Here is a 25,602-nt window from a genome sequence, read left to right on the forward strand (position 1 = left end):
CTGAACTCAAGTAGTTGGTCAGGCAGACATTGGAGCATTTTATGGACAGGCTAGAGAAGCTTAGAAACGACGTATACAGCTTTGCAGAGCTAGACACCTTGGAAAAAAATGCAAAAAAATTGGACGATCTAGAGACTCTTGATTTAATCGCGACAAGCCGGCTATCAAAGACTGCAAAAGGTGAACAGCCGCAAAAAGCAAAAGGTAGTGATGGCGATGAAACTCCGCCGAGCCGACGCGCCCGCCGCGGGAAAATCTAACCGAATCATAGTTGCTGGACATCTCATTGCTCCCGCTCTAGATTAGCAGTGCGCCGGGGAGTGCACGCCCGGGCTAGGTGAAGCAGGATGGCACGTCTGCCGGCTTCTCTCCCGGACACCCTACTCATTAGTTTTTCATAGCCTCTATACAGCCTAGCACCTCGGTCTGATATGCCTTCCCCCTCTCATTCACCAAATCCAATACGTTCAGTGAGGTAGGCACATAGCCAAAGCCGATCTTGTATTGTGGATGCCATTGAAATAGAGACCCGCCAAGCCCCATCCAGCCATAAAATCCTTCCCTTCCCGTATTGAGCGCTTTCTCAACCCTCGTACTGTTTTGGGATACCGCAGAGAATAGAGCGACACCGCCCTGCGTGAACCGGGTGATAGCGAAGCCCATATCTGCCTCACGCGGATTGTCATGCATTGCCTTACAACCTTGCTCATCAAGATATTGCCTCCCGTCCCACGTCCCGCCTGCTGCCATCATCGCGGCTATTTTCGCCAAGCCTCGAGCGGAACAGTTTGCATTTGCCGATGGCGTTTCACCGGTTGCGACTGCGGGGTCATTGAAAAAGGCGATAGCTCTCATACCCTTAAATGGCGGAGGTGCGCCGCGAACGGATGATCTTCGTATCGCGGGAATCAGCCTTATCAATTTGCCAAGGATTTGAAACACATTAAATTCCATTCGTCTTTTCAGGAACTTGGGTTTCAAACTCTCCAAGAATTGAAAACGGACGCCAAGCAGTGCGACCTTTTTTACTCGACCCAGATCTTCCTGCCCCAAACCAATAAATACGTCTGCGCCCAGCGGAGCGCTGATGTCTTCACGCAGGAACTCACCAATAGTGCGTCCCGTCGGGTCCACGCGGCGAAAGAGTTCATTCACAATCCAGCCTCTTGTAATGGCGTGATACTCTCTCTTTCGTTCTCCACCGCGCGGGTATGTCTGGCCGTGCGCTTCAATAATATGGCCCACCTTATTTTTCTTTATATTTTCGGTAAGTAGATCTTCCGGTTCTATAGACACCTTAAACACTGCTAGCCCAGCTTCATGCCGCATGAGTTCAGCCACTGTCAGCTCTTCTTTGCCGTTCGCACCGAACTCTGGCCAATAGTCAGTGATCCTGGCATCGTAACTAATCAGTCCCCGCCCTACGAGAGAGGCCATCGCAATGGCTTCAAGACTTTTGCCGCTACTGAAGACATTGACCAGGGAGTCCGCAGAGAAATCAGGCTCTTCCGTTACTGATGCCCAAAGGTCTACAACTTTTTCGTCTCCATAATAGACACACAGCTGTGTGTTGCTTTCAGCCAATGTCCGCATATTGTGTTCATAGAGCCGTTTAACTGACTCAAAACCAGGCATGACTGTTCCCTTTATCTCGAATTCCTTCATAGTAATGGCCTCTTCTGCGTATGGTGACTCACTGAACCGGCCTTTACGCCTTGTGCGCAGTGACAAGCCCTGGTGACCTCAGACTAGATTTATTTAATCACTTACAGTGGTATACAGGTTGGAAGATTGCTTGTCATGCCCCGATCAACTATTTAACATAGGCTCCGCTGAGGCGTATGCTCTGCGTACAACGACAGTGATACTTACACGACCAGATCTTACCCATCTGGTCAGTGAGGTGCAGAAAGCCTGAAATATCAACCGAGAGACAGAAAATGACTGATAGCAAACCCAAGATTGATGACTTTCGACTAGAAGTCAGTACCTGGTTAGAAGAAAACTTTCCCAAGTCACTAAATGGCAAGGCGTCTGAACTAAGTCTCGGAAAAAACGTGTCCGGCAAGCTTGTAGAAGACAGCGACACCTGGCGTAAAAATTTGGCAGCCCAAGGTTGGGGCACTCCAACCTGGCCGCTTGAATACGGTGGCGCAGGATTAAGTCAGAAGCATGCCCAGATCATCAACGAAGAAATGCACAAAAGAGGGGCATTTAATCCGATTCCAATGCTAGCGGGCATGGGAGTGACAATGGTAGGACCCACTATTCTTGAATATGGCACCGAGGCGCAAAAACGCCGCCATCTACCAAGAATGGCCAGCGGCGAGATATTCTGGTGTCTGGGCTACTCTGAACCGGGAGCCGGTTCAGACCTGGCTTCACTGGCAACTAAAGCGGAAGATAAAGGCGATCACTGGCTTATCAACGGACAAAAGGTCTGGACGTCCGGTGCTGATATAGCCCAGTGGTGCGGGGCACTAGTGCGGACGGACCCTAAAGCAAAAAAACGCAGCGGAATCAGCTTTGTCATGTTTCCCATGAATCAGCCTGGCGTTAGAACAAGACCGGTTAAGCTGATTTCAGGTGACTCCCCTTTCTGTGAAATGTTCTTTGATGATGCTAAAGCGGAGAAGGACGAATTGCTCGGCGATTTGAATGACGGCTGGAGTCTGGGCAAACGGCTGCTGCAGCATGAACGCCAGAGTCAAACAGGTGAAGGTGGCCCCGCAACTGGTGGAGAATTTTTAGGCGATATCGCCAAGCGCTACGTTGGCACTAACGAAAATGGCACGCTAGAAGATACAGACCTGCGTTTGCGCCTAGCCAACCACCTGATGGACGAAAAAGCACACAAACTGACTATCCGCAGGATAATGGCGGAAGCCAAAGGAAATGTGGAAGTTACTGCAGTCGCATCAATTCTTAAAAACTCCGCCACTGACGTTGCTCAATCGCGCACTGAACTGCTGATGGAGTTAATGGGAAGCCAGGGCCTCGGTTGGGAAGGCGACGAATACAATCAAGATGAACTCGCCAGTGTACGAATGTGGTTGGGCGTAAAAGCCATGTCTATCTACGGCGGATCCTACGAAGTGCAGAAAAACATTATTTCGAAAAATATTCTGGGCTTGCCAGAAACAACTCAGAAGGGTTAGGTCAATGGCTGCACTTACCGAAGAACAAACAATGATCCAACATCAGGCCGAGTCCTGGGTTACAAAAAACGCGTCTGTGCAAGAATTTCGTGACGTTAGGGATGGCGACAGCGAGGTTGAATTTTCACCACAGATCTGGAACGAAATGGTCAGCATGGGGTGGGCCGGCATCATTATTCCGGAGGCTTATGGAGGTTCTGATCTTGGTTACCTCACATTTGGACTGATACTAGAACAAACAGGACGCCAGTTAAGTGCATCGCCCCTCTTCGCATCTGCTTTAGTCGGCGCATCGGCAATTTTAATGGGGGGTTCTGAAAGCCAGAAAAAAAACCTGCTCGCCGGCATAGCCGATGGCAGTGAAATCGTCACTCTGGCACTCGAAGAAGGCCCTCGGCACGCGCCTAAAAACATCGCCTTAACAGCAGATTCCGAGGCAGGTGTATTCACCTTAAACGGAAGCAAAACCTTCGTTTGTGAAGGCATGTCTGCAACATCGTATATTGTGGCTGCTAGAACTCATGGCAAGGCAGGTCATACAGATGGCATTACATTATTTGTCATCCCTGCAGACGCTGCTGGTATTACGCGGACGAAACTTAACACCGTCGACAGTCGGGGCTATGCCAATATCGAATTTACCCAAGTAAAAGTGACAGACGATGCCGTACTGGGGACAGTAGGAGAGGGGTATGGCTTATTGGAGTCTGTCCTCGATCGCGCACGTGCCGGTATTGCTGCTGAAATGTTAGGCACCGGCTCGCAAGCATTCGAGATGAATCTTGAGTACCTCAAAACCCGCGTACAATTTGGTCAGGTGATAGGTTCATTTCAAGCACTCGGCCACCGCGCTGCTGGTTTTTATAGTCAGAAAGAACTGGCGAGGTCTTGTGTGGAAGCGGCGCTTCAAGCTATTGATGCCAGTGCTGAAAATATCGATGAAATGAGTTCATTATCAAAATGTAAAGTCGGCGAGTTTCTGCATGGCATGTCAAATGAATTAATTCAGATTCACGGTGGAATCGGAATGACTGATGAGTTTAATGCAGGTCTGTATTTAAAAAGAGCGCGCGTACTGGAATCCAGCTATGGCAACCAAGCCTACCACCGAAACCGATACGCACAGATAAAGGGGTTTTAACGAAAACGCCTACTGCATCACGAACAGCAGCCGTGTAGGCCCGAATCTAGCGTGGTCCTATCAGCATGGCTTTGGCCACAATCGCCGGTAGCGAAGAAAATTCGCTAAAGACCCAGTCATGCTGAATCTCGCTAACCGGCGTTTGACGGTAGCCCTCGGAAAAGAGTGCTAGTGGCACTCCTGCGCGGCTCGCTGTCTCTGCGTCGACCTCACTGTCGCCAACATAAAGGGTAGGGCCACCACCCAAATCTTCAATCGTTTTCAACAGCATGGCGGGGTCTGGCTTGCGGCTACTTATCATGCCAGCAGCCATCACCACATCAAAAAATGACTCCATTCCCATGTGTCGTATTACCGCACGGGCAGGCAACTCTGGCTTATTGGTGCACAGCCCGAGGCTGTGCCCATCTGCTTTGAGTGCGGTAAGAGTGGCAATCACCCCTGGATAGAACTCTGCTTTATCGACTGAAAATTCATATTGTGCGATAAAATCTTCATGCACTGCGGTGTGGGTGTGTTGTGCCTCCTCGATACCCCGCGCATTCATCATCCGCCTGACAAATACCGCCGAACCTTCGCCAATGAAACTTCGAGTTTCATCGAGCGTGAGACCGTTCTCCCCGAGCTTTTCAAGGACCGTGGAGGCCACCGACTGTATGTCCGGCGCGCTATCAATTAGCGTGCCGTCGAGATCAAAAATGATATTCATTCGACGCTCTGCGGTTGAGGCGTCTGTCGGTCGCGGCAGTGGACGCCGCAGTACTCCATTCGCGTTGCCCGTTTCATACGCTCGCGCCAGAAAGACTTAACAGTCTTTGCGCATTTCCGCGTAACAGCGCAAAGCGCCTGTCTGGCTGTCCTTCAGTAATGATTAGCAGTTTTGCAAGGCTGGCAGCCAAGTGATAGAAAGGCCAGTCAGTGCCAAACAGCATGCGCTCACCCCCGGTTTGGTTGAGCATGTCGTGCAATGTGCTAACCCCCTGCCCATGAGTATCCAACCAAACGTTGTCATAACGCACTGCCAGCGGCAACGCTTCCGCCACGTCGCGTGCACCAGAGTGGCCGAGAATAAACTGCAGGTTGGGATACGTCTTTAGTGCTGCTTCATAATGGCGCGGCATGGCATAACGGTGGGTTGATTCCGGCTCAATACCGGCGCGGCCACAGTGGAAAAATACGATAAGTCCCAGTCGCTCACACTCGCTGTAAAGCTCCATCATTACGTCGGAATCGGGATAGGCGCGTTGCATCGTCGGGTGAAACTTGATGATGCGAGCTCCCGCGCTAGCGTAACTGCGCAACTTTTCAAACCGGGCCGGATCTTGCGGATGTACCGAACAACCAGCGATTAAACGTCGTTGTGCTCCCGCTATTTCTATCGCCTCTATCCAGCGCTCCGTCAGGTCGTCACCGAAGGGCAGATCGAAGGCGATCGGCATTATGCTGGCGCGCTCAACACCACAGGCATCCATCTCGTGCAACAGGTTGGGTATGGTCTGTGTACTGGCGCTACTACTTCCCCACAGCCCTTGGGCTGCTGAGCCCCACCATAGTGCATCAACTGCCTGTTCACTAAAATTACGATTGATATACACATCGAGGTCCAGCTCACAGCCAGGGTTTGTCGCATCGCAATCGAGAAGATGAATAACGCGCCCCGTGGGCTTCTGTAAATCTACGTCCGGCGCCAGCAACAGTGACATTCCCAAGTGGCAGTGCATATCAATCGCTTTGGGTAAATCGAGGGCGACATTGTGCAGCTGACCATTATCGTCGAGCTCGAACCAGGGAAGCTCCGCCAGACCACGATAGCCGTTAAAGCGCAGCGGCCCAAACGGGCCTCCTCCGGAACGCAATCCCTCATCAAGCCTTTGCTGTGCGAGCTTGGCAATATCAGAGTTGGTATACCGTGTGCCGGTTTCTTCAGAGCCACAGGAGGGTAAAATGACTCCAGCAGCAGCCATGGCTGCCAACTGCAGAAATTTCCGTCGATCTAAACCCGTCATCATGGTGAGCTACCTGAAGATTTTTCAATGCCAAGTTGACCACATCTTTGGTGCTGACACCACAGGTACTGAATCACTCTATACACGATGTATTGACCGCCAGATGACAATGTCTCGATCCAGTGGCCCCAACGGAGATGGGACTGGAGCAGGAAGATGGCTTATACCTAGAAGACCTTTACCAACCATTAGAAAATCTTCTGTCGCTGGGGGTGTCATGAAAGTACCGCTTGTTAATGTCGGCTATTTGTATACATTGGTAGCTCGCCACGCAGAGACAGTCTGCTAGTATTGAAAAACTAAAAAATCTCCTACTAAAACTGGGCATGACAGGCGCTATGACACACGAGACTACGATCCATGAACTAGAGCCCATCAAGATTGGCTTGCTCGAGACAATTCGCTTGATTCGAAAGAGCTATGTCAATCCATTGCAGCACGCACAGGAGATGCAAGAGCGTTTCGGCAATGCGGTTATGCAAAAGTTTTTTCGTATAACGTTTGTGAATCTTTATGGCGCTGATGCGCACCGTCTCGCACTAATTAATAGCGATCAAGTATTTTCAAACAAGGAAGCCTGGGACCAAATTATCGGACGCGTCTTCCCTAACGGACTAATGCTCAGAGATGGCGATGACCATCGTTATCATCGCCGCCTGATGCAGGCAGGATTCAAGAACAAAGCGTTACACCGTTATCTTAGTGAAATGGGACCGCAGGTGAATGAGGCCGTCGCTAGCTGGCCGGTACACCCTGATCACCCGTTGCTTGCGTTCCCGACATTCAAAGAAATGACGCTGAACCTAGCCGCTACCATATTTCTCGGCATGGACCTGGGTGATGAGGCCGCTCGACTGAACAAAGCGTTTGAAGCAACCGTTGCGGCTTCTATGCCGAGAATTCCGTTGGCTATTCCAGGCACAATACTGTGGAAGGGCATTCGTGCGCGTCAGTATATGTGTGAGTATTTTCAGCGCCTGCTGCCTGCAAAGCGAACGGGTAATGGTGCGGACATGTTTTCGCTACTGTGTCAGGCGACGGACGAGGAGGGAAATCAATATACTGATGAGGAAGTTATTGACCACATGAACTTCCTGATGATGGCCGCCCACGACACCACCACCAGCACGCTAACGAGTATGACCTATGCCCTCGCAAAACACCCAGAGTGGCAAGAGCGGCTTCTGGAAGAGGTGCAGAGCCTTGGTGTAAAACAGCTGCAATATGAAGATCTTGAGAAAATGGAATTGACTGACTGGGTCATGAAAGAGGCACTACGGATGTATCCACCACTGTCGACTCTGCCCAAGTACAGTCTCAAGTCATTTGAGTTTGAGGGCTTAAGAATTCCTGCCGGGGCAATGGTAGCGACCTATCCCATTCACACACACTACATGGAAGAATACTGGTCTGAGCCGCTAAAGTTTGATCCTTTACGCTTTAGCGCCGGTCGTGCGGAGCACAAAAACCATCCTTACTGCTGGGTCCCTTTTAGTGGCGGTGCACATATGTGTATCGGACTACATTTCGCGGTCATGCAGATCAAGGTAGTGATGTTTGAAATGCTGCGTCAGTATCGTTGGTCAGTACCTGACAATTATACGATGGCAGTACAACAGTCTCCGATTTCCAAACCACGCGACGGATTGCCCGTCTATTTGAAGCCTAGAGACAAGCAACATTAACAGCGGCTCCGATTAACCCGTTCGCATTAAAGCATTAGCCCATCTACGTGTCACCAGGGCTGCCTCCCTTAAGCAGTCTGCTGGCTAGCATCCCATTGGCAGTCTTCAATATCTTAGCTACAATCATGGCGCAGTGAGGTTTTTCAGGTGGGCAGCATCAACAGCATAGACATTGCTGTCCGTCCGAGCCACGCTAACACGCACAATTTGTGAAGGAGAGCGCTATGATTACAATACACCACCTCGGTATTTCGCAGTCGGATCGAGTAGTTTGGCTAATGGAAGAGCTAGGCCTTCCGTATGAATTGAAGTGGTATAATCGCGGTGAAGATTTTCTTGCACCGGCGGAATACCGGGCGCTTCACCCTGTAGGCACAGCGCCCATCATTAGTGATGATAACCTCGTAATGGCAGAATCGACAGCCATCGTTGAGTACATATCTCAACAATACGGTGGAGGCACTTTGTCTGTATTGCCCGGTGATCCTGACTACGCGCAATATCTGTTCTGGATGCATTTTAATAATAATCTGCAGTCCGTTCTTTTCATGAAGCTGGCATTTCAGGCGGGAGGCGCGCAAGCGGGCGACGATAACCCGATGACCACGACCACCCAACGCCGAGAAGATGGGATTTACAATGCGCTGGAACAGCGCCTGAAAGAATCGGACTATCTGGGCGGCAACCGCTTTACCTGCGCCGATATTATGTCGATGTTTAATCTGACATCACTGAGCATGCTGGGAGCTCGACAGATCGATGACGCGCTTCCCAATACGCTGGCTTACGTCCAGCGTGTCACGGCAAGGCCCGCTTACCAAAAGGCCATGAGTATCGCCGGACCGGAAGCGACGCCGCCTGCAGCTTGACTACTGCATGCACAATGATGCGTGGCAATATTTGCCGGCTTAGGGTGACAGTGCCGCAGGCGTGCACTCACCCGAGTTAACCGGATTACACCGGGCAATGAAGTCTCCAGGTATTGTCACCTTGTATGCACTGAAAGCGACATCAGCCGCCGGATAATCGGTGCTGACATACTGGGCGCCACTAGCAAGTGCCGCCTCACGCTGTGTCGTGTCATCCGAGCGGGCTTGAACCGTATCAGCATCGGCACGGGTTCGCACCATATAGCCCTGCCGCACAAGGTCTTCTATCACGCCAGGCTCGCTCAGTGGATTATTCAACTTGATAAATGCCGCCTCAGGGGTGCCTGGAGGAGAATTGGTAAACAGCACACGGCCCTCGAGTGACGGATGACCGTCGATATACCGTTCAAGTATTTCACCGCCATTATCCAGCGCGAATAGGATTTTCCCGCGCGCCTTCGACAAAAGTGGCCAGCCTTCAGTCAGCACAGCGAGTTCAAGCGTGACAGCATCCCCTCGAACAGTCTCTGGCAAAATTAATTGCTGGTCCGGGAATATACTGCGAATTTCTGCATCGATAGTATCGAGTGCGATAGAGCCGAACGGAAGCGGAATGGTAAAGTTGAGATTGAGTGGGTCCGGTATCTGCTCATCCTTTGCTTCAACCAACACCATTATCGGCAAATGCTTTGGATTCGCATCGGACCATTGTTTTATCTCCTGTAGGCAACTGGTAAAGAGATCGCAAGTCGTTTCATAATCGACTTCCTGCACATGCAACACCTTTAACCCTGGCTCACTCAGGGCAGGGACACCCGAAGCAGGATCTTCGTCGAAGAGTGTGAGTGCTTGGTGTGCTGCGTAGAGCCCACCTTGCGGGTCATGAAAGACGTCGAGCTCTATCTGGCGAATCCCTTGCGTGGAGAACTGCTCAGTGAGCGGAAGATGCGCATACTCAAGGGTGGGGGCGACATCGGGAATGTAGACTAGCAACAGATCAAAAATATCCTCCCGCACGCGCAAGTGGTAACTATTATGTGTACCAAGATACTGCAATTGATTCATCATCACGTTGTCTTCTGCCGGGTTGTTCTGGTCGTCGTCAGAGGAATTGCTACAGCCACTGTAAAACGGCAGTGCCAGTAAGCATGCCACTGCCCCGATGAAGCCCAACTGCTTGCAGTAAAGTAATGTCATAGGTATCTCTTCATATTATTCTATCGAAGATAGCATGCAGTAGCCGTTACAAGGGCGCAAGGGCTACTAGCGCTACTCTCTTCCTTAAATTTAGACTCATCGGCGCTGTCATGCGGCTCTTGCCCATTGAGCGACCAGTGTGAAGCGGGCTCAGTCCTTATAGGTTGCGTGAAAGGACTCTATAGGTTAAAATTAAGTTTTATTATGAAACTAATAAATAAACATTAGCGGCTATGAAGCACACATCCTTTAAAGACATGAACTGCTCCTTGGCACAGTCGCTAGAAATTGTCGGTGAACGCTGGAGTCTTCTGATTATCCGCGATACTGCATTTGGCATTCGTCGGTTTGATGACATTCAGAAGAGCCTCGGCATCGCTAGGAACATACTGACCCAGCGGCTTAGCAAACTCACTAACGAGGGCATTTTAGTGAAGGCCCGCGGGAAAGCGGGTCGCATGGAATACCAGTTGACAGACAAAGGCTGGGATCTGCAGCCTTTACTACTATCACTGTTCCAGTGGGGTGAAAAATATCAGCCCCACCCCAAGGGTGAGCGGATGTGCTTTGTTGATCGCACCTCTGGAAATCCGATTCAGCCGATGGCGGTGCGCTCATCCGATGGCCGGCTGTTAAAATCAGCAGACGTCTGGGCCAAACGTGGACCCGGCTTGAACAAGGAGATAGTGCGATGAAGCCAGTATGTCTGGTTGTGGGTGCCGGTGCCGGTATCGGGGGAACGGTAGGCAAACGTTTTGCCGGCGAAGGGTATCACGTCGTATTGTGTCGCCGCAGTGATGCAGAGGGCCTCAATACATTGATTGCGGACATAAAAGCCGAGGGGGGAGAAGCCTCTGGTTGTCTGCTGAATGCCGCAGAAGAACACACACTTGAGGATATGATCAGCGCCACAGAGAAGGGTGTAGGCCCCATTGAGGTGGTGGTGTTCAATCTTGGCGCCCAAATCGGTGACCGCGCGTTGCAAGATACGTCCCACAAGGCCTTCGAGTTGTGCTGGCGCCTCGCGACGCTGAGTTTGTTTCGGGTCGCTTCAACTGTGTGCCCACTGATGGAAAAACGCGGCAAAGGTACCCTTCTCATCACGTCTGCAACAGCTGCCGTTCGCGGCAATCCCGGCCAGCATGCCCATGCTGCAGCAATGGGTGGACGCCGCATGCTGTGTCAGTCGCTAAACGCTGAATTTGGACCAAAGGGTATTCATGTCGCGCATATTCTTTTGGACGGCGCAGTCGACGCACCCGACACATTAGGTAAAATGTTGGGGCCGGAACGCTTCCAGGCCCTGCGCGAAAACCGCGGCATGGAGCACGACGGATTGATGTTGCCCACCAGAATCGCCGACACTTACTTGCATCTTGCACAGCAGCACCGTTCAACTTGGACGCACGAGATGGATCTTCGCTCGTTCACGGATCTTCCCTGGTGGAATTCATAGGGCAGCGGAAGACCTCATGCCGATCAGTAGCATAATATACAAGGCCTGCTCTATGACGGAGGCGCTATTAATCTGGGCATCTGGTACAACTAACACCCTGCCAATTATAGGTACTAGGGCTAATCATCACATATCGCCAAAGGCTGGCGCTATTCTCCATAAAGTGGAACTTTAAAGGTTGTTAGCGGTTTTATTGCTTTGTATCGGCCAGTCATCGCACTAGACTAAGAGCCGTGCTTCGGGCCAGCAACAGGACGCCGCCGACTGGAGCACGAAACAATAATAGCTATGCCCGTCGCCGCACCCATTACTGCAACGATGCCCGTGGGTGGTGGCAGGCGCTTACGCCTAGGAACCTTTGCTTATGCAGGATCAGGAAACGACAGACAACCCTTACGCGTCTAAAAAAAGCGCCTATTACGCTCTCGTCCTACTGACTATCGTCTACAGTTTCAACTTTATTGACAGGCAGCTTTTAGCAATACTCCAGGAGTCGGTGAAGGCCGACCTTGATCTCTCGGATAGCCAGTTAGGGCTTCTGACCGGCTTCGCCTTCGCCGCTTTTTACGTGATTGCTGGTATTCCCATTGCACGATGGGCCGACCGTGGCAATAGACGTAATATCGTCGCACTGTCACTGTTTGTGTGGAGTTTCATGACAGCTCTCAGCGGAGCGGTCCTCAATTATACGCAACTATTGCTGGTGCGCATCGGTGTCGGTATCGGTGAGGCCGGCGGCAGCCCGCCCTCTCATTCGATGATCTCCGATATTTTCCCTCCTACCGAACGCGCCAGTGCCATTGGATTTTATTCCATGGGCGTCAGTATCGGAATCCTGTTCGGCTTCTTGGCCGGCGGATGGCTTAATGAATATTTCGGCTGGCGTGTTGCCTTCATTGTGGTAGGAGCCCCGGGAATTTTACTTGCCATTGTCGTGCGCATGAGCATTGCAGAACCTATTCGAGGGCTCGTCGAGCATCGCCAAGTCGTTGATACGCCGGTTCCCATGATGGAGGTCGTATCGCTGCTATGGAGTCGTCGTTCATTCCGACATATGGCAATGGGCGCTGCGTTAAACGCCTTTGCGGGCTACTCCATCAGTAACTGGATTGCGTCCTTTATGATCCGATCCCACGGAATGTCTACCGGCGAACTGGGCACCTGGCTCGCCCTAACCATTGGGCTCGGGGGTGCGGTAGGTGTCTTTTGCGGTGCGTTGCTTGCCGACCGACTAGCGCCGCGTGACAAGCGCTGGTATATGTGGCTTCCCGCCTTGGCCGGTATAATTTGTGTGCCGTTCACGGCTTCCACGTATCTCGTTGCGGGGGCTTACACGTCACTGATGATGGGAATTATTCCAGGCATACTGTTCAATGTTTACCTTGGCAACACCATAGCAACCACTCATGGCCTGGTCGGATTGCGCATGCGCGCATTGTCTTCCGCCATTCTATTTCTCATCATTAATATTATCGGCCTAGGGCTAGGACCCTGGAGTATCGGTATGCTCAGTGACTACTTAGAACCCAGCCTCGGTATAGAGTCACTCCGCTACGCAATGCTATACCTATTGCCGCCAATAATGTTCTGGTCGGCCTGTCACTTCTTCCTGGCGGCACGAACATTGCGCGAGGATCTTGCAGCCGCTCCGCAGTGAAGAAATTTAGAGCCATGCGTTGTCCTAATGCGTGTGCATCATCACCCGCTCCGTCTATCTCTTTATACTAACCACCTATAACTAAAGCGTTGTATAGGCGATTCCTGTAGGTTAATTTGATGCCGCGCTAATATTAGGTATGCTCGATCCCGCAACTGCGACCTCTGTAAACAAGGTAGAAATTTATTACACAACAATGCCCCTTTGCCAATATTCTGGACCCCGATATCTACGTCGACGGTGGTCACCACGAACTGTTTGCCCAAGTTCGTGAACAGTCAGGAGGACTGGCATATATTCAGGACCCGATCACCAACATCCCCTACTGGGCCGTTTTGAAAAAAGACATTGCAGATTACGTGTGCAAGAATCCTCTGCTATTTTCAAGCCAGGCCAAGACCATTCTGCCGAAAGAAATGCCTGAGGAAGAGCGCGCGCTATCGAGGCTCATGCTAGTCAATATGGACCCGCCTGAGCATGTCAAATATCGTCGCATTGTGCGAAACGCTTTCACACCCAAAGCGGTACAGGGTTACGAAGAAAGATTCCGCGAGGTCGCTAAAGCGACCATTGATAGAATTGCCGCGAACGGAAAATGTGAATTCGTTATCGACGTTGCTGCGGAATTACCACTGATTGCGATCATGTCCCTGTGCGGCATTCCTATGGAGGACAAGAAACGCTTTTTTGACTGGACCAACACCATGATCTTTACTGAAGACGAAGACATGAGTGGCGTCGATGGGGCCATCGCCTCGCAGACAGCAGCGATCGAGGTCTATGCCTACGCAGCCTCGCTAGCGGAAAAACATAAGACCCATAAATTAACCGATATCGTTGGCGCGCTACTCGATGGCAGCGTAAACGATGAAAAGCTTACTCCTGACGAGTTTCAAGTGTTCTTCTTGATGCTCATTGCAGCGGGGAATGAGAGTACGCGTTCTGTTATCGCGCACTGCATGCGGTTGCTAATGGAGAACCCCGACCAGTTACAGAAACTGGTTGATGATCCATCGTTGGTGCCCTTTGCCGTAGAAGAAGCCCTGCGCTATAACCCCGCATTTGTTCAGATGCGCCGCACTGTCATGCAAGATATTGAAATTCAGGGCCAGCAACTGAAGGCAGGCGACAAAATGGTTCTCAACTGGCAGGCGATAAACCATGACCCTGACGTTTTTGCAAACCCTGAGACATTTGATATAGAGCGTTTCAAAAGAAACCCTGAGCTTACCAGTCAACACCGTGCATTCGGCAATGGCGAGCATTTCTGTATCGGTGCGCATATGTCGCGACTAGAGATGCAAGTGATGTTTGAGGAGTTGATACCGCGACTTAAAAATCCAAAATTTGCAGCACCCGTCGAGTTCGTACGTGATTATTTTGTGAACAGCATCAAGTCCATGCACATTACATTTGACCCTGAAACATAAACGGCAGACTTTTAGACTTCATATTCTGAGCGCGGATAGATCGCGAAAGAGATCCAGGGAATCGGGATTTTCCAATGCATTAATATTGGAAACCTCTAGCCCATGAACGATGTTGCGCACAGCTAATTCCACGATCTTGCCGCTGCGCGTTCGCGGAATATCGGCTACCTGCAGGATTTTTTCTGGCACGTGACGAGGCGTCGTGTTTTCTCTAATTAAGGTGCGTATCTTCACACAAAGCGCATCGTCCAGCGTAAGCCCTTCTCGCAAGGTGACAAACAGTACGACTCTGACATCATCCATCCACTCCTGACCAATCACAATGCTGTCGAGCACCTCTCTAACAGCGTCTAGCTGACGATAAATTTCTGAGGTGCCAATACGCACGCCACCGGGATTAAGGACAGCATCAGAACGGCCATGAATAATAAAGCCACCGTGTTGTGTGATTTCACCGTAATCACCGTGCGCCCAGACACCGGGCCAGCGATCAAAATACGCTGCGCGAAACTTACTATCGTCCGCATCATTGAAAAAACCTATCGGACAACTTGGAAATGGTGCAGTACAAACCAACTCCCCTTTGCGCTCTATAACGGAATGGCCCTCGTCGTCCCATATTTCAACCGACATACCCAGGCCAGGCGCCTGAATCTCACCCGCATACACAGGTAAAATCGGGCAGCCGCCCACAAAACACGACAGTATATCCGTGCCGCCGGATATACTAGAAAGACGAACGTTCTGCTTGAAGTCACTGTAGACGTACTCAAAACACTCGTGCGACAGCGGCGATCCCGTTGACAGTATGGCATTCAGAGACTTCAGATTATGGCTCTCGCAGGGTCTGTGGCCGGCCTTGTGCAGCGCGGATATGAATTTTGCGCTGGTGCCAAAAATACTGATCTTCTCCTCATCAATAGCATCGAGCAGGCGCAGACCATTGCGAGCAGAAGGTGAACCGTCATATAGAACCAGAGTGGCGCCACTGGCAAGGCCTGAAATAAGCCAATTCCACATCATCCAGCCACAGGTCGTAAAGTAGAAGAAGACGTCTTCGCGCTTAAGATCAAGCAACAGTTGATGCTCTTTTAAATGTTGCAACAACGAACCACCTGAGCCATGCACGATGCACTTTGGAGCGCCAGTTGTGCCGGAGGAATACATAATGTAAAGCGGGTGATCAAAGGGGAGCTGCTCAAACTGCACCCTAGTGGCCGCGTCGTCCAAATAATCCTCAAACAGGATGCCATTGCAAATATTTTCCAGGTCTGGCCGCTTACTCAACACAGGGACAACCACTGTCAGCTCAATACTATCAATACTCTCAACGATGGCAGAGGCGCGCTGCAGCGAATCACAGGCCTTACCATTGTAGTAATAGCCGTCAGCTACAAACAATACCTTTGGTTGAATTTGGCCAATACGATCCGTGGCGCCATTGATGCCAAAATCAGGTGAACAGGAAGACCACACCGCTCCAATACTGGTTGTTGCCAGCATCGCGACAACCGCCTCTTCGATATTGGGTATAAAGGCGGCGACTCGATCACCTGGAACAACGCCCTGCGCACGTAGCGCAGATGCCAACTTAGCAACGCGCAGGTAAAGATTAGCGTAAGAAATCTCACGCCGTTCGCCGTTTTCCCGCAAGGACACAAGGGCGATTCGGTCGTCTCGGTAACGTAACAAGTTTTCCGCAAAATTGAGGCGAGCCTGAGGGAACCATCGTGCTCCTGGGAATTTTTCCGCTTCCTCTAATACTGAGTCGCAACATTGACTCGCTGTGACCTCACAGAAGCTCCACAACCCTTCCCAGAATTCGCGCGGATTGGCAACAGCCCAATTATGCAGAGTGAAGTATTCACCGTCCAGAGCGATGCCATGACGGTCGTTAATCTTAGCAATGAACCGAGTAATTGTAGCGGCGGCTATTCTGCCACGGTCGGGGATCCACAGTGGGCTTGTCATGCTCAATTGACTCTTTCAAGCGATGTTGCGCGGACTGTCTGGTGTGGGTATCCACATCAAAAAAAAAATTCGCTATCACAACTGAAGAATCTATTTCTGGATCGGGAAAATAAGCTCTTCAGTATCAAAACCTAGGCTGGCGGATGTTTCAATAAAATGATCCAGCAACGCCTGCTCTACCGTCGGTGTTCTCGATAGCAGCCAAAGAAACGAGGTATCTGGCCCGGAAACGAAGGCATACTGATAACCGTCTTGATCCAGCTCAAAAATGACATACGAGGCGTAAAAAGGTCTGAAAAAACTCACCTTCAGATACCCTTCATCGCTATCGTTTACAAAGTACGCCCTGCCCTGTGCTTCCTTGTAGACCTTGTCCTTGGACAAAAACCCTCGATTGACGACATTTACGCCGCCATCGTCTCGCAGTGAATACACTGCTGTAACATTGTCTAGCCCTTCTTCAAATGAGTGATCCAACCGTGCAATCTCATACCACTTGCCAAGATAACGGTTGAGATCAAAGCCTTGAACCGGCTCCACAGAGGCTGGCACCCCGAGGCACCCTGATAGCATGGCAGCAGCAAGTAACGTCCAGGCCGATCGGACCATTATCCTAGTGCTCGTGTCAGTCACTGTAATCGCCGAGCCCCGAAAGAACGTGTTCATAGGCAACCGCCTCGAAGGGTCATTTATTACGGTAAGGCTGCATCACATTCTCTGCGTACCAATTGAGCATTCCGAGTTTCTCCTCTACTGACTGCGTATCGGGCTCTCCGTCGTATGGATTACGGAAAGCAATAATCACTTCCGTCACGCCAGCGTTCTCCAAGCTTTCCAAACCGTCGACGGTGTAAGCGGCCTCTGTCATAGCATGATACTCATAAGGAAGGTTTTCTCTTCCGTAATCTTTTCGAAATTCTTCTATCTGGTCAATCATCTGTGTTAATTCCTGCAACGACGAACCCGCAGAAATCCAACCGTCACCGAGTCTAGCCGCTCGGCGCAATGCCGGCTTCGCATGGCCACCGACCAACAACGGAATATGATGGTCTGGCACCGGACAGAGTTTGATCGGATCCATTTGGAAGATCTCGCCGTCGTAGCCAAAATATTCGCCCGTCATCAATCCGTTCACTATTTCCATCATTTCGTCCATACGCTTTCCTCTTTTTTCCCAAGGGATCTGGGAAGCGAGAAAATCCTCTGGCCAAGGACTGATCCCCACACCAAATCCAAAGCGATCGCCAATCATTACACCAAGGCTGGACAGCTGCTTCGCCACAATGACGGGTTGACGAATAGCGAGCTTAATAACCGAGGTTGTAAAACGAATTTTTTCGGTTGCGGCGGCAAGATAGGGAATCGCGACAAAGGGCTCTAAAAATGGCACGCCATCAAGGAAATCGCGTGTACCATCGTCGTTATACGGATATACGTCAGAACCTTCCTGTGGGTAGCAAATGCTATCCGGAAAAGTAAATGTATCAAAACCAATAGCCTCTGCAGCCTTGGCTAAAGGTAGATACTGATCGGGCGGACACATTGTCGGATGGTAGGCAAATTTCATGGTTTTCCTCGATTAACTCACAAGTGTATTTTTTTTACTATACGCATACGGCGCACCAGTGGATTACAATTCTATCGCAAATGGTGTCTCTGTGGATAAGAACAAATGTAACCCGCTGCAAGCAGGGATTAATATTCTGTCATTTATCTGAGAACCTCTTTAAAACTTCTCGATGCTATGGGGCTAGCAACGTCCAACACTGGGGTACCGTTCTGCTACGTTCAGCTCACCGTCGAATATTTGACTGTACCTCTAGCAGGATAGGCTCCCCCACCCGGTCACTAACGACCGCCTTCAGTTCTTCTACATCAGAGGTTCTCAGCATGCGGTTAGCGCTTAGCACCAGCCGCACCAGATGCGGTTGCTGGTTCAGAGCAACATCGACGCGACTGATATTCACAGTGACATCAGATAGTTTAATTTCCCCTGTAGGCACATGCTCCAGAATTCGGTCTTTCTGTACCAGGCTGTAAAACGAAAGGGTCAGGGGCGCACTGATCACCAGCATGATCAACAGGGAGACACCTATGCCGGCCCGCGCACGTCGGAACGGCGCAAAGCCCAGCACTAGGAATGTTGCACTGGCTGCCAGCGCAATACCCACCAGATTAGTTATCAGAAGTAACATTGCCCCGCCGGCCATACTCCAATCGCCCCAACCGAGCCCAATCCCGACCACACTGAGCGGAGGAACTAAGGCTACGGCTATAGCAACGCCCGCCAAACTCTTTGCTACTTCTTCTTTGGCATAGGCATAGGCTCCAGCAACGCCCGAAATCACGGCCACAAACAGATCCATTAAAGTAGGTGACATGCGTGCGGTCATTTCCGCAGTAGGCACATCCAGAGGCATTGCCCAAGCCACAAACACAGCACAGGCAAGTCCCCACAAGACTCCAACCGATAGAGTGTGCATGGAAGTGCGAATCAGATTAGATTCGGTGCGAGCCAGACCCATAGCCAGAGAGACAATAGGCAGCATCAGCGGTGCTAATATCATCGCCCCGATAATCACAGGAGCCGAGTTCGCATACATACCTGCCAGCGCCAGTAACACGCTCAGAATCATCAGTACCTGAAAGGAATGTGTAGCCTTAGCGTTATCTCGTAATGAGACAAACAGTTCACGATACTCTTCCTCTGTCGCATGGCTGAACAGCGGCAAAGGCACATCTGCTAAGGCGCGCGCCCCCTCTTCCACTGGCGTGTGATTAAGGCGCACGGTTTCCTTATCGACCACTTGGTGCTCTTCATGCTGCAGCAATAGTGCCGGCCCCGGCAACAGCCGCAAACGCCCTTCCTGCACCTGCAACTCAATCTCCCCGGCATGCACAGGTTTACCATCAATAATGTATTCCGCACCCTCGGGTGCACTAATATGCAATCGATCGGTCCGCACCAAACTGAGGGACGCTGGCAATTGCGTCAGGCTTATCTTTTGGGGCCACAGTAGACGCAGTAAAAACCACAGATAACTGAGAATACTCCGTGGGGCAAGCACCACGAGCGCAACGCGTCCATCAGCAATGCCCAGCTGCTCGCTGAATGCCCGCTCCACCAAGGCACTTTGGGTTTGCCCCAAGGCAACCATGCCTAGAGCAGCCAGCTGAATCACCCTGTCCTTCCCTGTGGTGATTTTGTAAGGGCTGAGCCTTAGCTTACTCAAGCCCTTGAGAGCGCCTGTCAGCGTACTCCAGGGCGTCTGTGGACGGTTGATATCACGAGGGCGCAGAGCCAAAACTCGCCCTATCACCACCGAGGAGAAAACCAGCTCTCCATTACAGGTCAGAGCATCGGCACCGATGACCGGCGCATTGAGATAATGATCAAACACAGCCAATATCTCGCCCTTGACGCCCATGGCCGCCATGGCCCTCGACGCCTCTGGGTGCGGTAAAATGCCAACCCCCCACTGTTGCTCCAACGCCTGTAAGGCCAGATCACGAATCGCCTCATCACCGAGATACAGCAGCACACGTGCCAGCGGGGGGGGATTGTCCCGCTCCGCCCAAGGCACAAAGATAATGTCTGCCAATTCAGACAACTCTTCAATGGTTTCTGGCTCAAGCCCAGCATCATGTATTAAATAGAGGCCAGCGGCGGTCGTATTGCGCAGCGTATCGTCTTTCAAAAGCTGATTCCCTACAGTCTCTGCGTTTAAACTTAGTTTACCAGAAATTTAGGCATATCCAGACGCTCTGTGCAACCCCGCCTCTGGCTCATCCGCCTTTCATTCTCCGGTCAACGGGTTAGACTATATGCCCTACTGGCACGAAGGTTTAATAGATTCAGGAAGAGGATAATGATGTGGCATATGATTTAACTGGGAAGATCAAAATCATTCAGGAACCGAAGACATTCGATAGTGGCTTCACCAAACGGGAGATGGTGGTGATCGTTGAAGACGGGAAGTATCCGCAGGAGATCAATATCGAGTTTGTTCAAGAGAAGGTGAGCCTCCTCGATTCTCTTCAGACCGGACAGACAGTTACCGTCACTTTTGACATCCGGGGCCGGGAGTACAACGGACGATATTTCAATAATCTTCAGGGTTGGAAGATCGCAACCATGGGCGAAGACAGTACATTTTCTAACGAAAGCGAATCGCCCATGCCCGAGAATTTTACCTCAAGTGATTTTGACGAAGGCGATATTCCGTTCTAGCACTGGCGGGATAATCCCTGCGAAATGTCCACTGTGGCAAGGTGTTTTCAAAGGCGTTTAGTCAGTGCCTGCTTGGCTCGCATCGTGCACACAGACACATCACACACTCGCTACAGGAACCTAACATGACTCTGCCAAACATTCCTGCTGCTCCAAAGGTCTCTTAAGATGACTCACCGTTAAAATGGAGGGTGCAGATTGACCTCCAGCCACGAGCTAGCCCGCATACCAAAATGGCAACACGCCTTCCTAGAGCGGCACCGCCTGGGTACTGATTATTTGGAGACAGCGCTGCAGTGTTTCACCCCTGTGGCACTCTCTCTTGTGAGACTCCAACGCAAAGTGAATCGACCAATATTGGTCGCACTCAACGGCTGCCAGGGGTCAGGAAAAACGACAGCCTCTGATTATTTATGTCACGTATTAACGGAAGAACAGGGCATGAACACCGTCGCCTTGTCACTGGATGACTTCTATCTGACCCACAGTGAACGGCGAGCGCTTGCAGCATCGATTCATCCGCTGCTGGAGACACGAGGCGTCCCAGGCACCCACGATATGAACCTTCTGCGGCTGACACTGGAGCAATTGCTCGACACTCATTCTAACAAGCCGATTGCGATTCCACGCTTTGATAAAGCCACGGACGACCGGCGCCCCCTATCAGATTGGGACAGCATTGATACGCCCGTTCAATGCGTATTACTGGAAGGCTGGTGCCTTGGAGCGAAGCCTGAATCTGGCGAAACTCTGGCTGAACCTGTGAATGATCTCGAGCGAGACGAGGACTCCCGTGTCGTATGGCGCGATTACTCTAACGCGTTTTTAGCTAGCCATTTTCTTCCACTCTATCCGCTTTTTGATCAATGGATCATGCTGCGAGCACCATCGTTTGATTGTGTTTTCAACTGGCGTCGCGAGCAGGAACGCAAACTTGCCGCCTCGCTTTCCCCAGAAAAGGCCAGAAATCTAATGGATGATGATGCACTGCGCAGGTTCATACAACACTACGAACGCATCACGCACAATTGCCTTGACGACTTACCCGACGCGGTTAATCACCTCTTCAACCTTGACGAGCAACGCCGGATCACGGGGTACAGTTACCGAACTTCCTACAAGCCCCAAAGCCTAGTATATCCGGGTCTATAGCGGCCAATAATCTATGTCGCACTTTAATGTCTAAAAGTTACGCCCATACACGCTCATGCTATCTTCAATCTGGTTCTTAAATAATAGAGGTGCAAGAAATGAAAACTCGAACTCACATTACCCAGCAAAATATTAAAAATGCGGCGCCCAAAGTCAATGCGTAGGAATGGCGCGATTCAGGTGTCATGGGTACCAAATCGTGAGCCCGATTATCGAGATAGACGTACACGCCATCTAGCACCAGGGTGTGGAAGTGGGTAGCCTTGTGTATCAGGCGAATGAAAATCGCCCGGTCGACTACGGCCAGCACCTTAGCTATTGCAAGCGGATGAGCGTCATACCGCCTCCCTCAATCTTTTATTATTTAACGTCCTCTGCTTTTATAAAGTTCCATACATAAATAATTGCAGCAGCCCCGAAAACAAAACTTGCGAGGTTTATAATCAACTCAAAAATCATGTCTACCTGACTGTCGTTACTGTAAAAAATAAAGGCATACTTGTCGTTCTGAATATTATACAGCGAATCCATCAATCCGAGGTACACAGACGTTCCCCCTGCTATAATCCCCCAGAGTATTCCTTTCATATTCTTTTTTAAAAGGTAATAAGCAGAGAGGAAGAATGCCAAGGCCATCCACATGTCCGCAGCAACAAATGCCTTTTCAAAGATCATGTAACTCGGTTCCTCGGGGAAAGACTGGACGCTGTCCGGCACGAAAAAGAAACATATCCAGTACACAATCGTAAGCACGCCTACCGCTATCTCCAGTACAATAAACGTTTTTGAAACATCTTTTTTTAACATGTATCCCCCTTATCAACCTATAATTCTCTGCGTTCGTGCCACATCTTTTCTCATTCCCCTCGCAGAATAAAGAGGAAAAAGATGCAGCAAGTATAGAACGGATAAAAGAGCTATGGTGAGAAATGTTGTTCCAGTATCCCGATGCTTTAGATGACGTGAACCGAGCGATGGCCACCGAGCGTGCTTTAATCGTAATTGCATTGGCCAACTTGCCAATCTTTTTGGGTCTACTTCAGGTTGCAAGCCCTCATGAGTTCATACCGGCGTATCTTTCACCACTGTCTCTACTAGGCACGAGTGAAAGCCGCAAAGGCTGAACCATCTCAAGCACACCCAGCACGCTTAATGCGAGTTTTTTTGGCTAGCGATTGGCCCGATTCCACAGCGCTTTAGTGCGGTTTTCGCCTGAGACCTAGCGTCTAATTTTAATCGCAGGAAATGCTCAATCCCTGTTTTTAGCCTTGGCGAACGCTGCAGCAAATGCACTATCAGGCTTATTTGACTTTTTTTGAGGTTGGGCCGACGTAGCGCTATTCTTTCGAGGCGAATTTTCGGAGGGTTTCTTGCTGCGCTGCTGATCACTGGTTCCAGGCGGCCGCGGCTCTGCACTATCGGTCAGTCGCATACTAAGCCCTATGCGCTGCCGCGACATATCAATCGCCATAACTTTGACCTTGACGATATCGCCGGCCTTGGCAGCATCCCGCGGGTCCTTAATAAATTTTTCTGACATCGCAGATATATGCACTAATCCGTCCTGGTGCACACCGATATCAACGAAGGCCCCGAAGCTGGTAACATTGGTCACAGTCCCCTCCAGAGTCATATCTACCTTCAGGTCGGATATCTTTTCCACACCATCTTGTAGCTTGGCAGTTTTAAACTCAGGCCGCGGGTCCCGACCAGGTTTGTCCAGCTCTTTAAGAATGTCCGTAACAGTCGGCAGACCAAACGCCTTAGACACGTAATCAGCGGCGTTGACAGACTGCAGAAAATTGCTGTCGCTGATAATACTGCGCACTGATCTCTGGCAGACCGCAGCAATTTTTTCCACGACAGCGTAGGACTCGGGGTGCACCGTAGAAGCATCCAGTGGATTGTCACCTTCCATTACCCGTAGAAAACCTGCCGCCAGCTGATAGGTTTTTTCACCCATTCCCCTCACCCGTAGCAGCGCTTTACGATCCGAAAATTTCCCCTCCGCATCGCGCATGGTAACGATATTGTCTGCGATGCGTTGACTTAACCCTGACACACGCGTCAGCAGTGGTGCCGACGCGGTGTTCAGATCAACGCCGACAGCGTTAACACAATCCTCCACGACGGCGTTGAGCTGACGTCCAAGCTGCACTTGACTAACATCGTGCTGGTACTGGCCTACACCAATCGATTGCGGATCGATTTTTACCAGCTCGGCCAGTGGATCCTGCAGGCGTCGCGCAATCGATACTGCCCCACGAATGGTGACATCTAGGTGGGGAAACTCGCGCGCCGCAAACTCCGACGCAGAATAAATAGACGCGCCTGCTTCGTTGACCATCACCTTGCGCACGGCCAAATCGGGACGTGAGGCAAGTACCTCACCCACAAAACGGTCAGTCTCACGGCTGCCCGTACCGTTACCGATACTGATTAACTTGATCTCGTATTTTTCAATCATTTCCAGCAGCGTCGCAGCGGCTTCTCGGATCTTATTTTGCGGTGGTGTGGGGAATATCGCACCATGATCCAGCACTTTCCCCGTGGCATCGACTACCGCCATTTTCACCCCCGTTCGCAGGCCCGGGTCCAGACCAATAGCCGCTTTGGGGCCGGCGGGTGCAGCAAGCAAGAGGTCCTTCAGGTTACTGGCAAATACCTTAATAGCGTCTTGCTCAGCACGCTCACGCAGCAGCGTGAGTAGATCCGACTGCAAATGCGTCAATAGCTTGACCCGCCACGTCCAACGTACGACCTCTGCCAGCCATTTGTCAGCGGCGCGTTGCTGACCCTGTATTTTCCAATGTGAGGCAATCATCGCCTCGCAGGGGTGAGCATCACCCGACGTCTCAGCGACCGACATACGCAGATCAAGCATCAATACCCCTTCCTTGCGCCCCCGAAACATCGCCAGGGCGCGGTGAGAGGGGGTGGTTTGAAAAGCCTCAGTGTGCTCAAAATAATCACTAAATTTTGCACCTTCCTGTTCCTTGCCTATAACTAACCGCGACGCCAGTAAGCTCTCAGACTGCAAAAAATTGCGCAAACGCGTCAGCAGATCAGCATCTTCGGCAAAGCGCTCCATAAGAATTTGCTTGGCACCATCGAGCGCCGCCTTGACATCGGAAAACCCCGCGTCTGGGTTGAGGTAATCTGCGGCGATAACATGAGGGTCGAGACTCGGATCCGACAATAGAGCGTCTGCTAGTGGTTCCAGACCTGCCTCGCGCGCCAGCATTGCCTTGGTCCGACGCTTGGTCTTATAGGGCCGATATAGATCTTCGAGTCGGCTTTTTGTATCCGCCAAATGAATCGCACGCTCAAGTTCCGGCGTCAGCGTCCCCTGCTCAGAAATACTACCCATAATAGTCTCTCGACGCTGTTCCATGTCACGCAGATAGCGTAAACGCTCTTCCAACTGGCGCATTTGGGTATCATCCAAGCCACCCGTGACCTCCTTGCGGTACCGGGATATAAACGGCACGGTGGCCCCGTCATCAAGCAGAGCCACCGCGGCGACAACCTGTTTTTCGTGAACTGAAAGTTCTTTTGCCAGACCACTGACGATAGATTGGGCCATATAGAGAGAGTATCCACAAAACAATAAAAATTTGGCGCAGAGTATGCGGCATATCCGTCAACG

General features: G+C 51.0%; 21 protein-coding genes. 11 read left to right on the plus strand and 10 right to left on the minus strand.

The genetic code is table 11. The features are described from left to right. Window positions 1–41 precede the first annotated feature (41 nt). Complete coding sequence (locus ABXT62_RS15340; RefSeq protein ID WP_415356158.1) at window positions 42–260, plus strand: hypothetical protein; 219 nt, start codon at window positions 42–44, stop codon at window positions 258–260. Window positions 261–387: 127 nt separating this feature from the next. On the opposite strand, the gene ABXT62_RS15345 is transcribed toward ABXT62_RS15340, so the two are convergent. Beyond that, a complete protein-coding gene (locus ABXT62_RS15345) occupies window positions 388–1,665 on the minus strand; it encodes a serine hydrolase domain-containing protein (RefSeq protein ID WP_415356159.1) in 1,278 nt (425 codons plus the stop codon). A 275-nt stretch (window positions 1,666–1,940) separates the two neighbouring features. Between ABXT62_RS15345 and ABXT62_RS15350 the strand changes: the two genes are divergently transcribed. Together ABXT62_RS15350 and ABXT62_RS15355 are read left to right on the plus strand one after the other, a co-directional pair. Then, entirely contained in the window at window positions 1,941–3,158 is a 1,218-nt protein-coding gene (locus ABXT62_RS15350; RefSeq protein WP_415356160.1) for an acyl-CoA dehydrogenase family protein, read from the plus strand. Between the two features lie 4 nt (window positions 3,159–3,162). Beyond that, entirely contained in the window at window positions 3,163–4,299 is a 1,137-nt protein-coding gene (locus tag ABXT62_RS15355) for an acyl-CoA dehydrogenase family protein (RefSeq protein ID WP_415356161.1), read from the plus strand. 46 nt (window positions 4,300–4,345) lie between these two features. Here the strand turns inward: ABXT62_RS15355 and gph are convergent, their stop codons facing one another. Both gph and ABXT62_RS15365 read right to left on the minus strand, forming a co-directional pair. Then, window positions 4,346–5,008 carry a phosphoglycolate phosphatase gene (gph, locus tag ABXT62_RS15360; RefSeq protein WP_415356162.1) on the minus strand — a complete coding sequence of 221 codons (663 nt, stop codon included), beginning with the start codon at window positions 5,006–5,008 and terminating at the stop codon, window positions 4,346–4,348. A gap of 73 nt (window positions 5,009–5,081) precedes the next feature. Further along, a complete protein-coding gene (locus ABXT62_RS15365) occupies window positions 5,082–6,308 on the minus strand; it encodes an amidohydrolase family protein (protein WP_415356164.1) in 1,227 nt (408 codons plus the stop codon). Between the two features lie 335 nt (window positions 6,309–6,643). Here ABXT62_RS15365 and ABXT62_RS15370 point away from each other — a divergent pair, with 335 nt between their 5' ends. Both ABXT62_RS15370 and ABXT62_RS15375 read left to right on the plus strand, forming a co-directional pair. Then, window positions 6,644–7,990, plus strand: a complete 1,347-nt coding sequence (locus ABXT62_RS15370) for a cytochrome P450 (RefSeq protein WP_415356166.1) — start codon at window positions 6,644–6,646, stop codon at window positions 7,988–7,990. Window positions 7,991–8,214: 224 nt separating this feature from the next. Continuing rightward, window positions 8,215–8,859 (plus strand): glutathione S-transferase family protein, encoded by a 645-nt coding sequence (locus ABXT62_RS15375; protein WP_415356168.1) that lies wholly within the window; start codon window positions 8,215–8,217, stop codon window positions 8,857–8,859. Between the two features lie 39 nt (window positions 8,860–8,898). On the opposite strand, the gene ABXT62_RS15380 is transcribed toward ABXT62_RS15375, so the two are convergent. Next, window positions 8,899–10,056: a phosphatidylinositol-specific phospholipase C1-like protein gene (locus ABXT62_RS15380; RefSeq protein WP_415356169.1), complete on the minus strand. Its 1,158-nt coding sequence runs from the start codon at window positions 10,054–10,056 to the stop codon at window positions 8,899–8,901. A gap of 233 nt (window positions 10,057–10,289) precedes the next feature. On the opposite strand from ABXT62_RS15380, the gene ABXT62_RS15385 reads away from it, so the two are divergent. The 4 genes from ABXT62_RS15385 (at window position 10,290) to ABXT62_RS15400 (ending at window position 14,599) form a co-directional block, all read left to right on the plus strand. Continuing rightward, window positions 10,290–10,751, plus strand: a complete 462-nt coding sequence (locus tag ABXT62_RS15385; RefSeq protein ID WP_415356170.1) for a winged helix-turn-helix transcriptional regulator — start codon at window positions 10,290–10,292, stop codon at window positions 10,749–10,751. After that, the gene (locus tag ABXT62_RS15390; protein WP_415356171.1) at window positions 10,748–11,512 is read left to right on the plus strand and encodes an SDR family NAD(P)-dependent oxidoreductase; all 765 of its coding nucleotides are present in this window, start codon (window positions 10,748–10,750) and stop codon (window positions 11,510–11,512) included. The genes ABXT62_RS15385 and ABXT62_RS15390 overlap by 4 nt, the downstream gene beginning before the upstream one ends. 364 nt (window positions 11,513–11,876) lie before the next feature. Beyond that, window positions 11,877–13,169 (plus strand): spinster family MFS transporter, encoded by a 1,293-nt coding sequence (locus ABXT62_RS15395; RefSeq protein ID WP_415356172.1) that lies wholly within the window; start codon window positions 11,877–11,879, stop codon window positions 13,167–13,169. A gap of 335 nt (window positions 13,170–13,504) precedes the next feature. Next, window positions 13,505–14,599, plus strand: a complete 1,095-nt coding sequence (locus ABXT62_RS15400) for a cytochrome P450 (protein ID WP_415356173.1) — start codon at window positions 13,505–13,507, stop codon at window positions 14,597–14,599. A gap of 18 nt (window positions 14,600–14,617) precedes the next feature. Here the strand turns inward: ABXT62_RS15400 and ABXT62_RS15405 are convergent, their stop codons facing one another. The 4 genes from ABXT62_RS15405 to ABXT62_RS15420 all read right to left on the minus strand — a co-directional run bounded on the left by ABXT62_RS15405 (window position 14,618) and on the right by ABXT62_RS15420 (window position 20,268). Then, entirely contained in the window at window positions 14,618–16,570 is a 1,953-nt protein-coding gene (locus ABXT62_RS15405) for an acetoacetate--CoA ligase (RefSeq protein ID WP_415356175.1), read from the minus strand. 90 nt (window positions 16,571–16,660) lie between these two features. Continuing rightward, a complete protein-coding gene (locus tag ABXT62_RS15410) occupies window positions 16,661–17,236 on the minus strand; it encodes a lipocalin family protein (protein ID WP_415356177.1) in 576 nt (191 codons plus the stop codon). A gap of 19 nt (window positions 17,237–17,255) precedes the next feature. After that, window positions 17,256–18,137 (minus strand): TIGR03619 family F420-dependent LLM class oxidoreductase, encoded by an 882-nt coding sequence (locus ABXT62_RS15415; RefSeq protein ID WP_415356178.1) that lies wholly within the window; start codon window positions 18,135–18,137, stop codon window positions 17,256–17,258. Window positions 18,138–18,363: 226 nt separating this feature from the next. After that, a complete protein-coding gene (locus ABXT62_RS15420; RefSeq protein ID WP_415356179.1) occupies window positions 18,364–20,268 on the minus strand; it encodes a TIGR00341 family protein in 1,905 nt (634 codons plus the stop codon). Between the two features lie 176 nt (window positions 20,269–20,444). On the opposite strand from ABXT62_RS15420, the gene ABXT62_RS15425 reads away from it, so the two are divergent. Continuing rightward, window positions 20,445–20,801 carry a DUF3127 domain-containing protein gene (locus tag ABXT62_RS15425; RefSeq protein WP_415356180.1) on the plus strand — a complete coding sequence of 119 codons (357 nt, stop codon included), beginning with the start codon at window positions 20,445–20,447 and terminating at the stop codon, window positions 20,799–20,801. A 198-nt stretch (window positions 20,802–20,999) separates the two neighbouring features. Continuing rightward, window positions 21,000–21,953, plus strand: a complete 954-nt coding sequence (locus tag ABXT62_RS15430) for a hypothetical protein (RefSeq protein WP_415356182.1) — start codon at window positions 21,000–21,002, stop codon at window positions 21,951–21,953. 360 nt (window positions 21,954–22,313) lie between these two features. Here ABXT62_RS15430 and ABXT62_RS15435 read toward each other — a convergent pair whose 3' ends face one another. Both ABXT62_RS15435 and ABXT62_RS15440 read right to left on the minus strand, forming a co-directional pair. After that, entirely contained in the window at window positions 22,314–22,760 is a 447-nt protein-coding gene (locus ABXT62_RS15435) for a hypothetical protein (RefSeq protein ID WP_415356183.1), read from the minus strand. A 442-nt stretch (window positions 22,761–23,202) separates the two neighbouring features. After that, window positions 23,203–25,539 carry a Tex family protein gene (locus tag ABXT62_RS15440; protein ID WP_415356184.1) on the minus strand — a complete coding sequence of 779 codons (2,337 nt, stop codon included), beginning with the start codon at window positions 25,537–25,539 and terminating at the stop codon, window positions 23,203–23,205. Window positions 25,540–25,602: the final 63 nt, after the last annotated feature.

This window comes from Halioglobus sp. Uisw_031, assembly GCF_047729875.1.
Classification (GTDB): Bacteria; Pseudomonadota; Gammaproteobacteria; order Pseudomonadales; family Halieaceae; genus Marimicrobium.

What these genes read in the sequence shown, in the direction of transcription:
- ABXT62_RS15385 (WP_415356170.1), top strand. Translation starts at nt 10,290, where the DNA reads ATGAAGCACACATCCTTTAAAGACATGAACTGCTCCTTGGCACAGTCG.
- ABXT62_RS15350 (WP_415356160.1), top strand. Translation starts at nt 1,941, where the DNA reads ATGACTGATAGCAAACCCAAGATTGATGACTTTCGACTAGAAGTCAGT.
- ABXT62_RS15415 (WP_415356178.1), bottom strand. Translation starts at nt 18,137, where the DNA reads ATGAAATTTGCCTACCATCCGACAATGTGTCCGCCCGATCAGTATCTA.
- ABXT62_RS15395 (WP_415356172.1), top strand. Translation starts at nt 11,877, where the DNA reads ATGCAGGATCAGGAAACGACAGACAACCCTTACGCGTCTAAAAAAAGC.
- ABXT62_RS15440 (WP_415356184.1), bottom strand. Translation starts at nt 25,539, where the DNA reads ATGGCCCAATCTATCGTCAGTGGTCTGGCAAAAGAACTTTCAGTTCAC.
- ABXT62_RS15370 (WP_415356166.1), top strand. Translation starts at nt 6,644, where the DNA reads ATGACACACGAGACTACGATCCATGAACTAGAGCCCATCAAGATTGGC.
- ABXT62_RS15355 (WP_415356161.1), top strand. Translation starts at nt 3,163, where the DNA reads ATGGCTGCACTTACCGAAGAACAAACAATGATCCAACATCAGGCCGAG.
- gph (WP_415356162.1), bottom strand. Translation starts at nt 5,008, where the DNA reads ATGAATATCATTTTTGATCTCGACGGCACGCTAATTGATAGCGCGCCG.
- ABXT62_RS15435 (WP_415356183.1), bottom strand. Translation starts at nt 22,760, where the DNA reads ATGTTAAAAAAAGATGTTTCAAAAACGTTTATTGTACTGGAGATAGCG.
- ABXT62_RS15365 (WP_415356164.1), bottom strand. Translation starts at nt 6,308, where the DNA reads ATGATGACGGGTTTAGATCGACGGAAATTTCTGCAGTTGGCAGCCATG.
- ABXT62_RS15345 (WP_415356159.1), bottom strand. Translation starts at nt 1,665, where the DNA reads ATGAAGGAATTCGAGATAAAGGGAACAGTCATGCCTGGTTTTGAGTCA.
- ABXT62_RS15340 (WP_415356158.1), top strand. Translation starts at nt 42, where the DNA reads ATGGACAGGCTAGAGAAGCTTAGAAACGACGTATACAGCTTTGCAGAG.
- ABXT62_RS15380 (WP_415356169.1), bottom strand. Translation starts at nt 10,056, where the DNA reads ATGACATTACTTTACTGCAAGCAGTTGGGCTTCATCGGGGCAGTGGCA.
- ABXT62_RS15390 (WP_415356171.1), top strand. Translation starts at nt 10,748, where the DNA reads ATGAAGCCAGTATGTCTGGTTGTGGGTGCCGGTGCCGGTATCGGGGGA.
- ABXT62_RS15375 (WP_415356168.1), top strand. Translation starts at nt 8,215, where the DNA reads ATGATTACAATACACCACCTCGGTATTTCGCAGTCGGATCGAGTAGTT.
- ABXT62_RS15405 (WP_415356175.1), bottom strand. Translation starts at nt 16,570, where the DNA reads ATGACAAGCCCACTGTGGATCCCCGACCGTGGCAGAATAGCCGCCGCT.
- ABXT62_RS15410 (WP_415356177.1), bottom strand. Translation starts at nt 17,236, where the DNA reads ATGAACACGTTCTTTCGGGGCTCGGCGATTACAGTGACTGACACGAGC.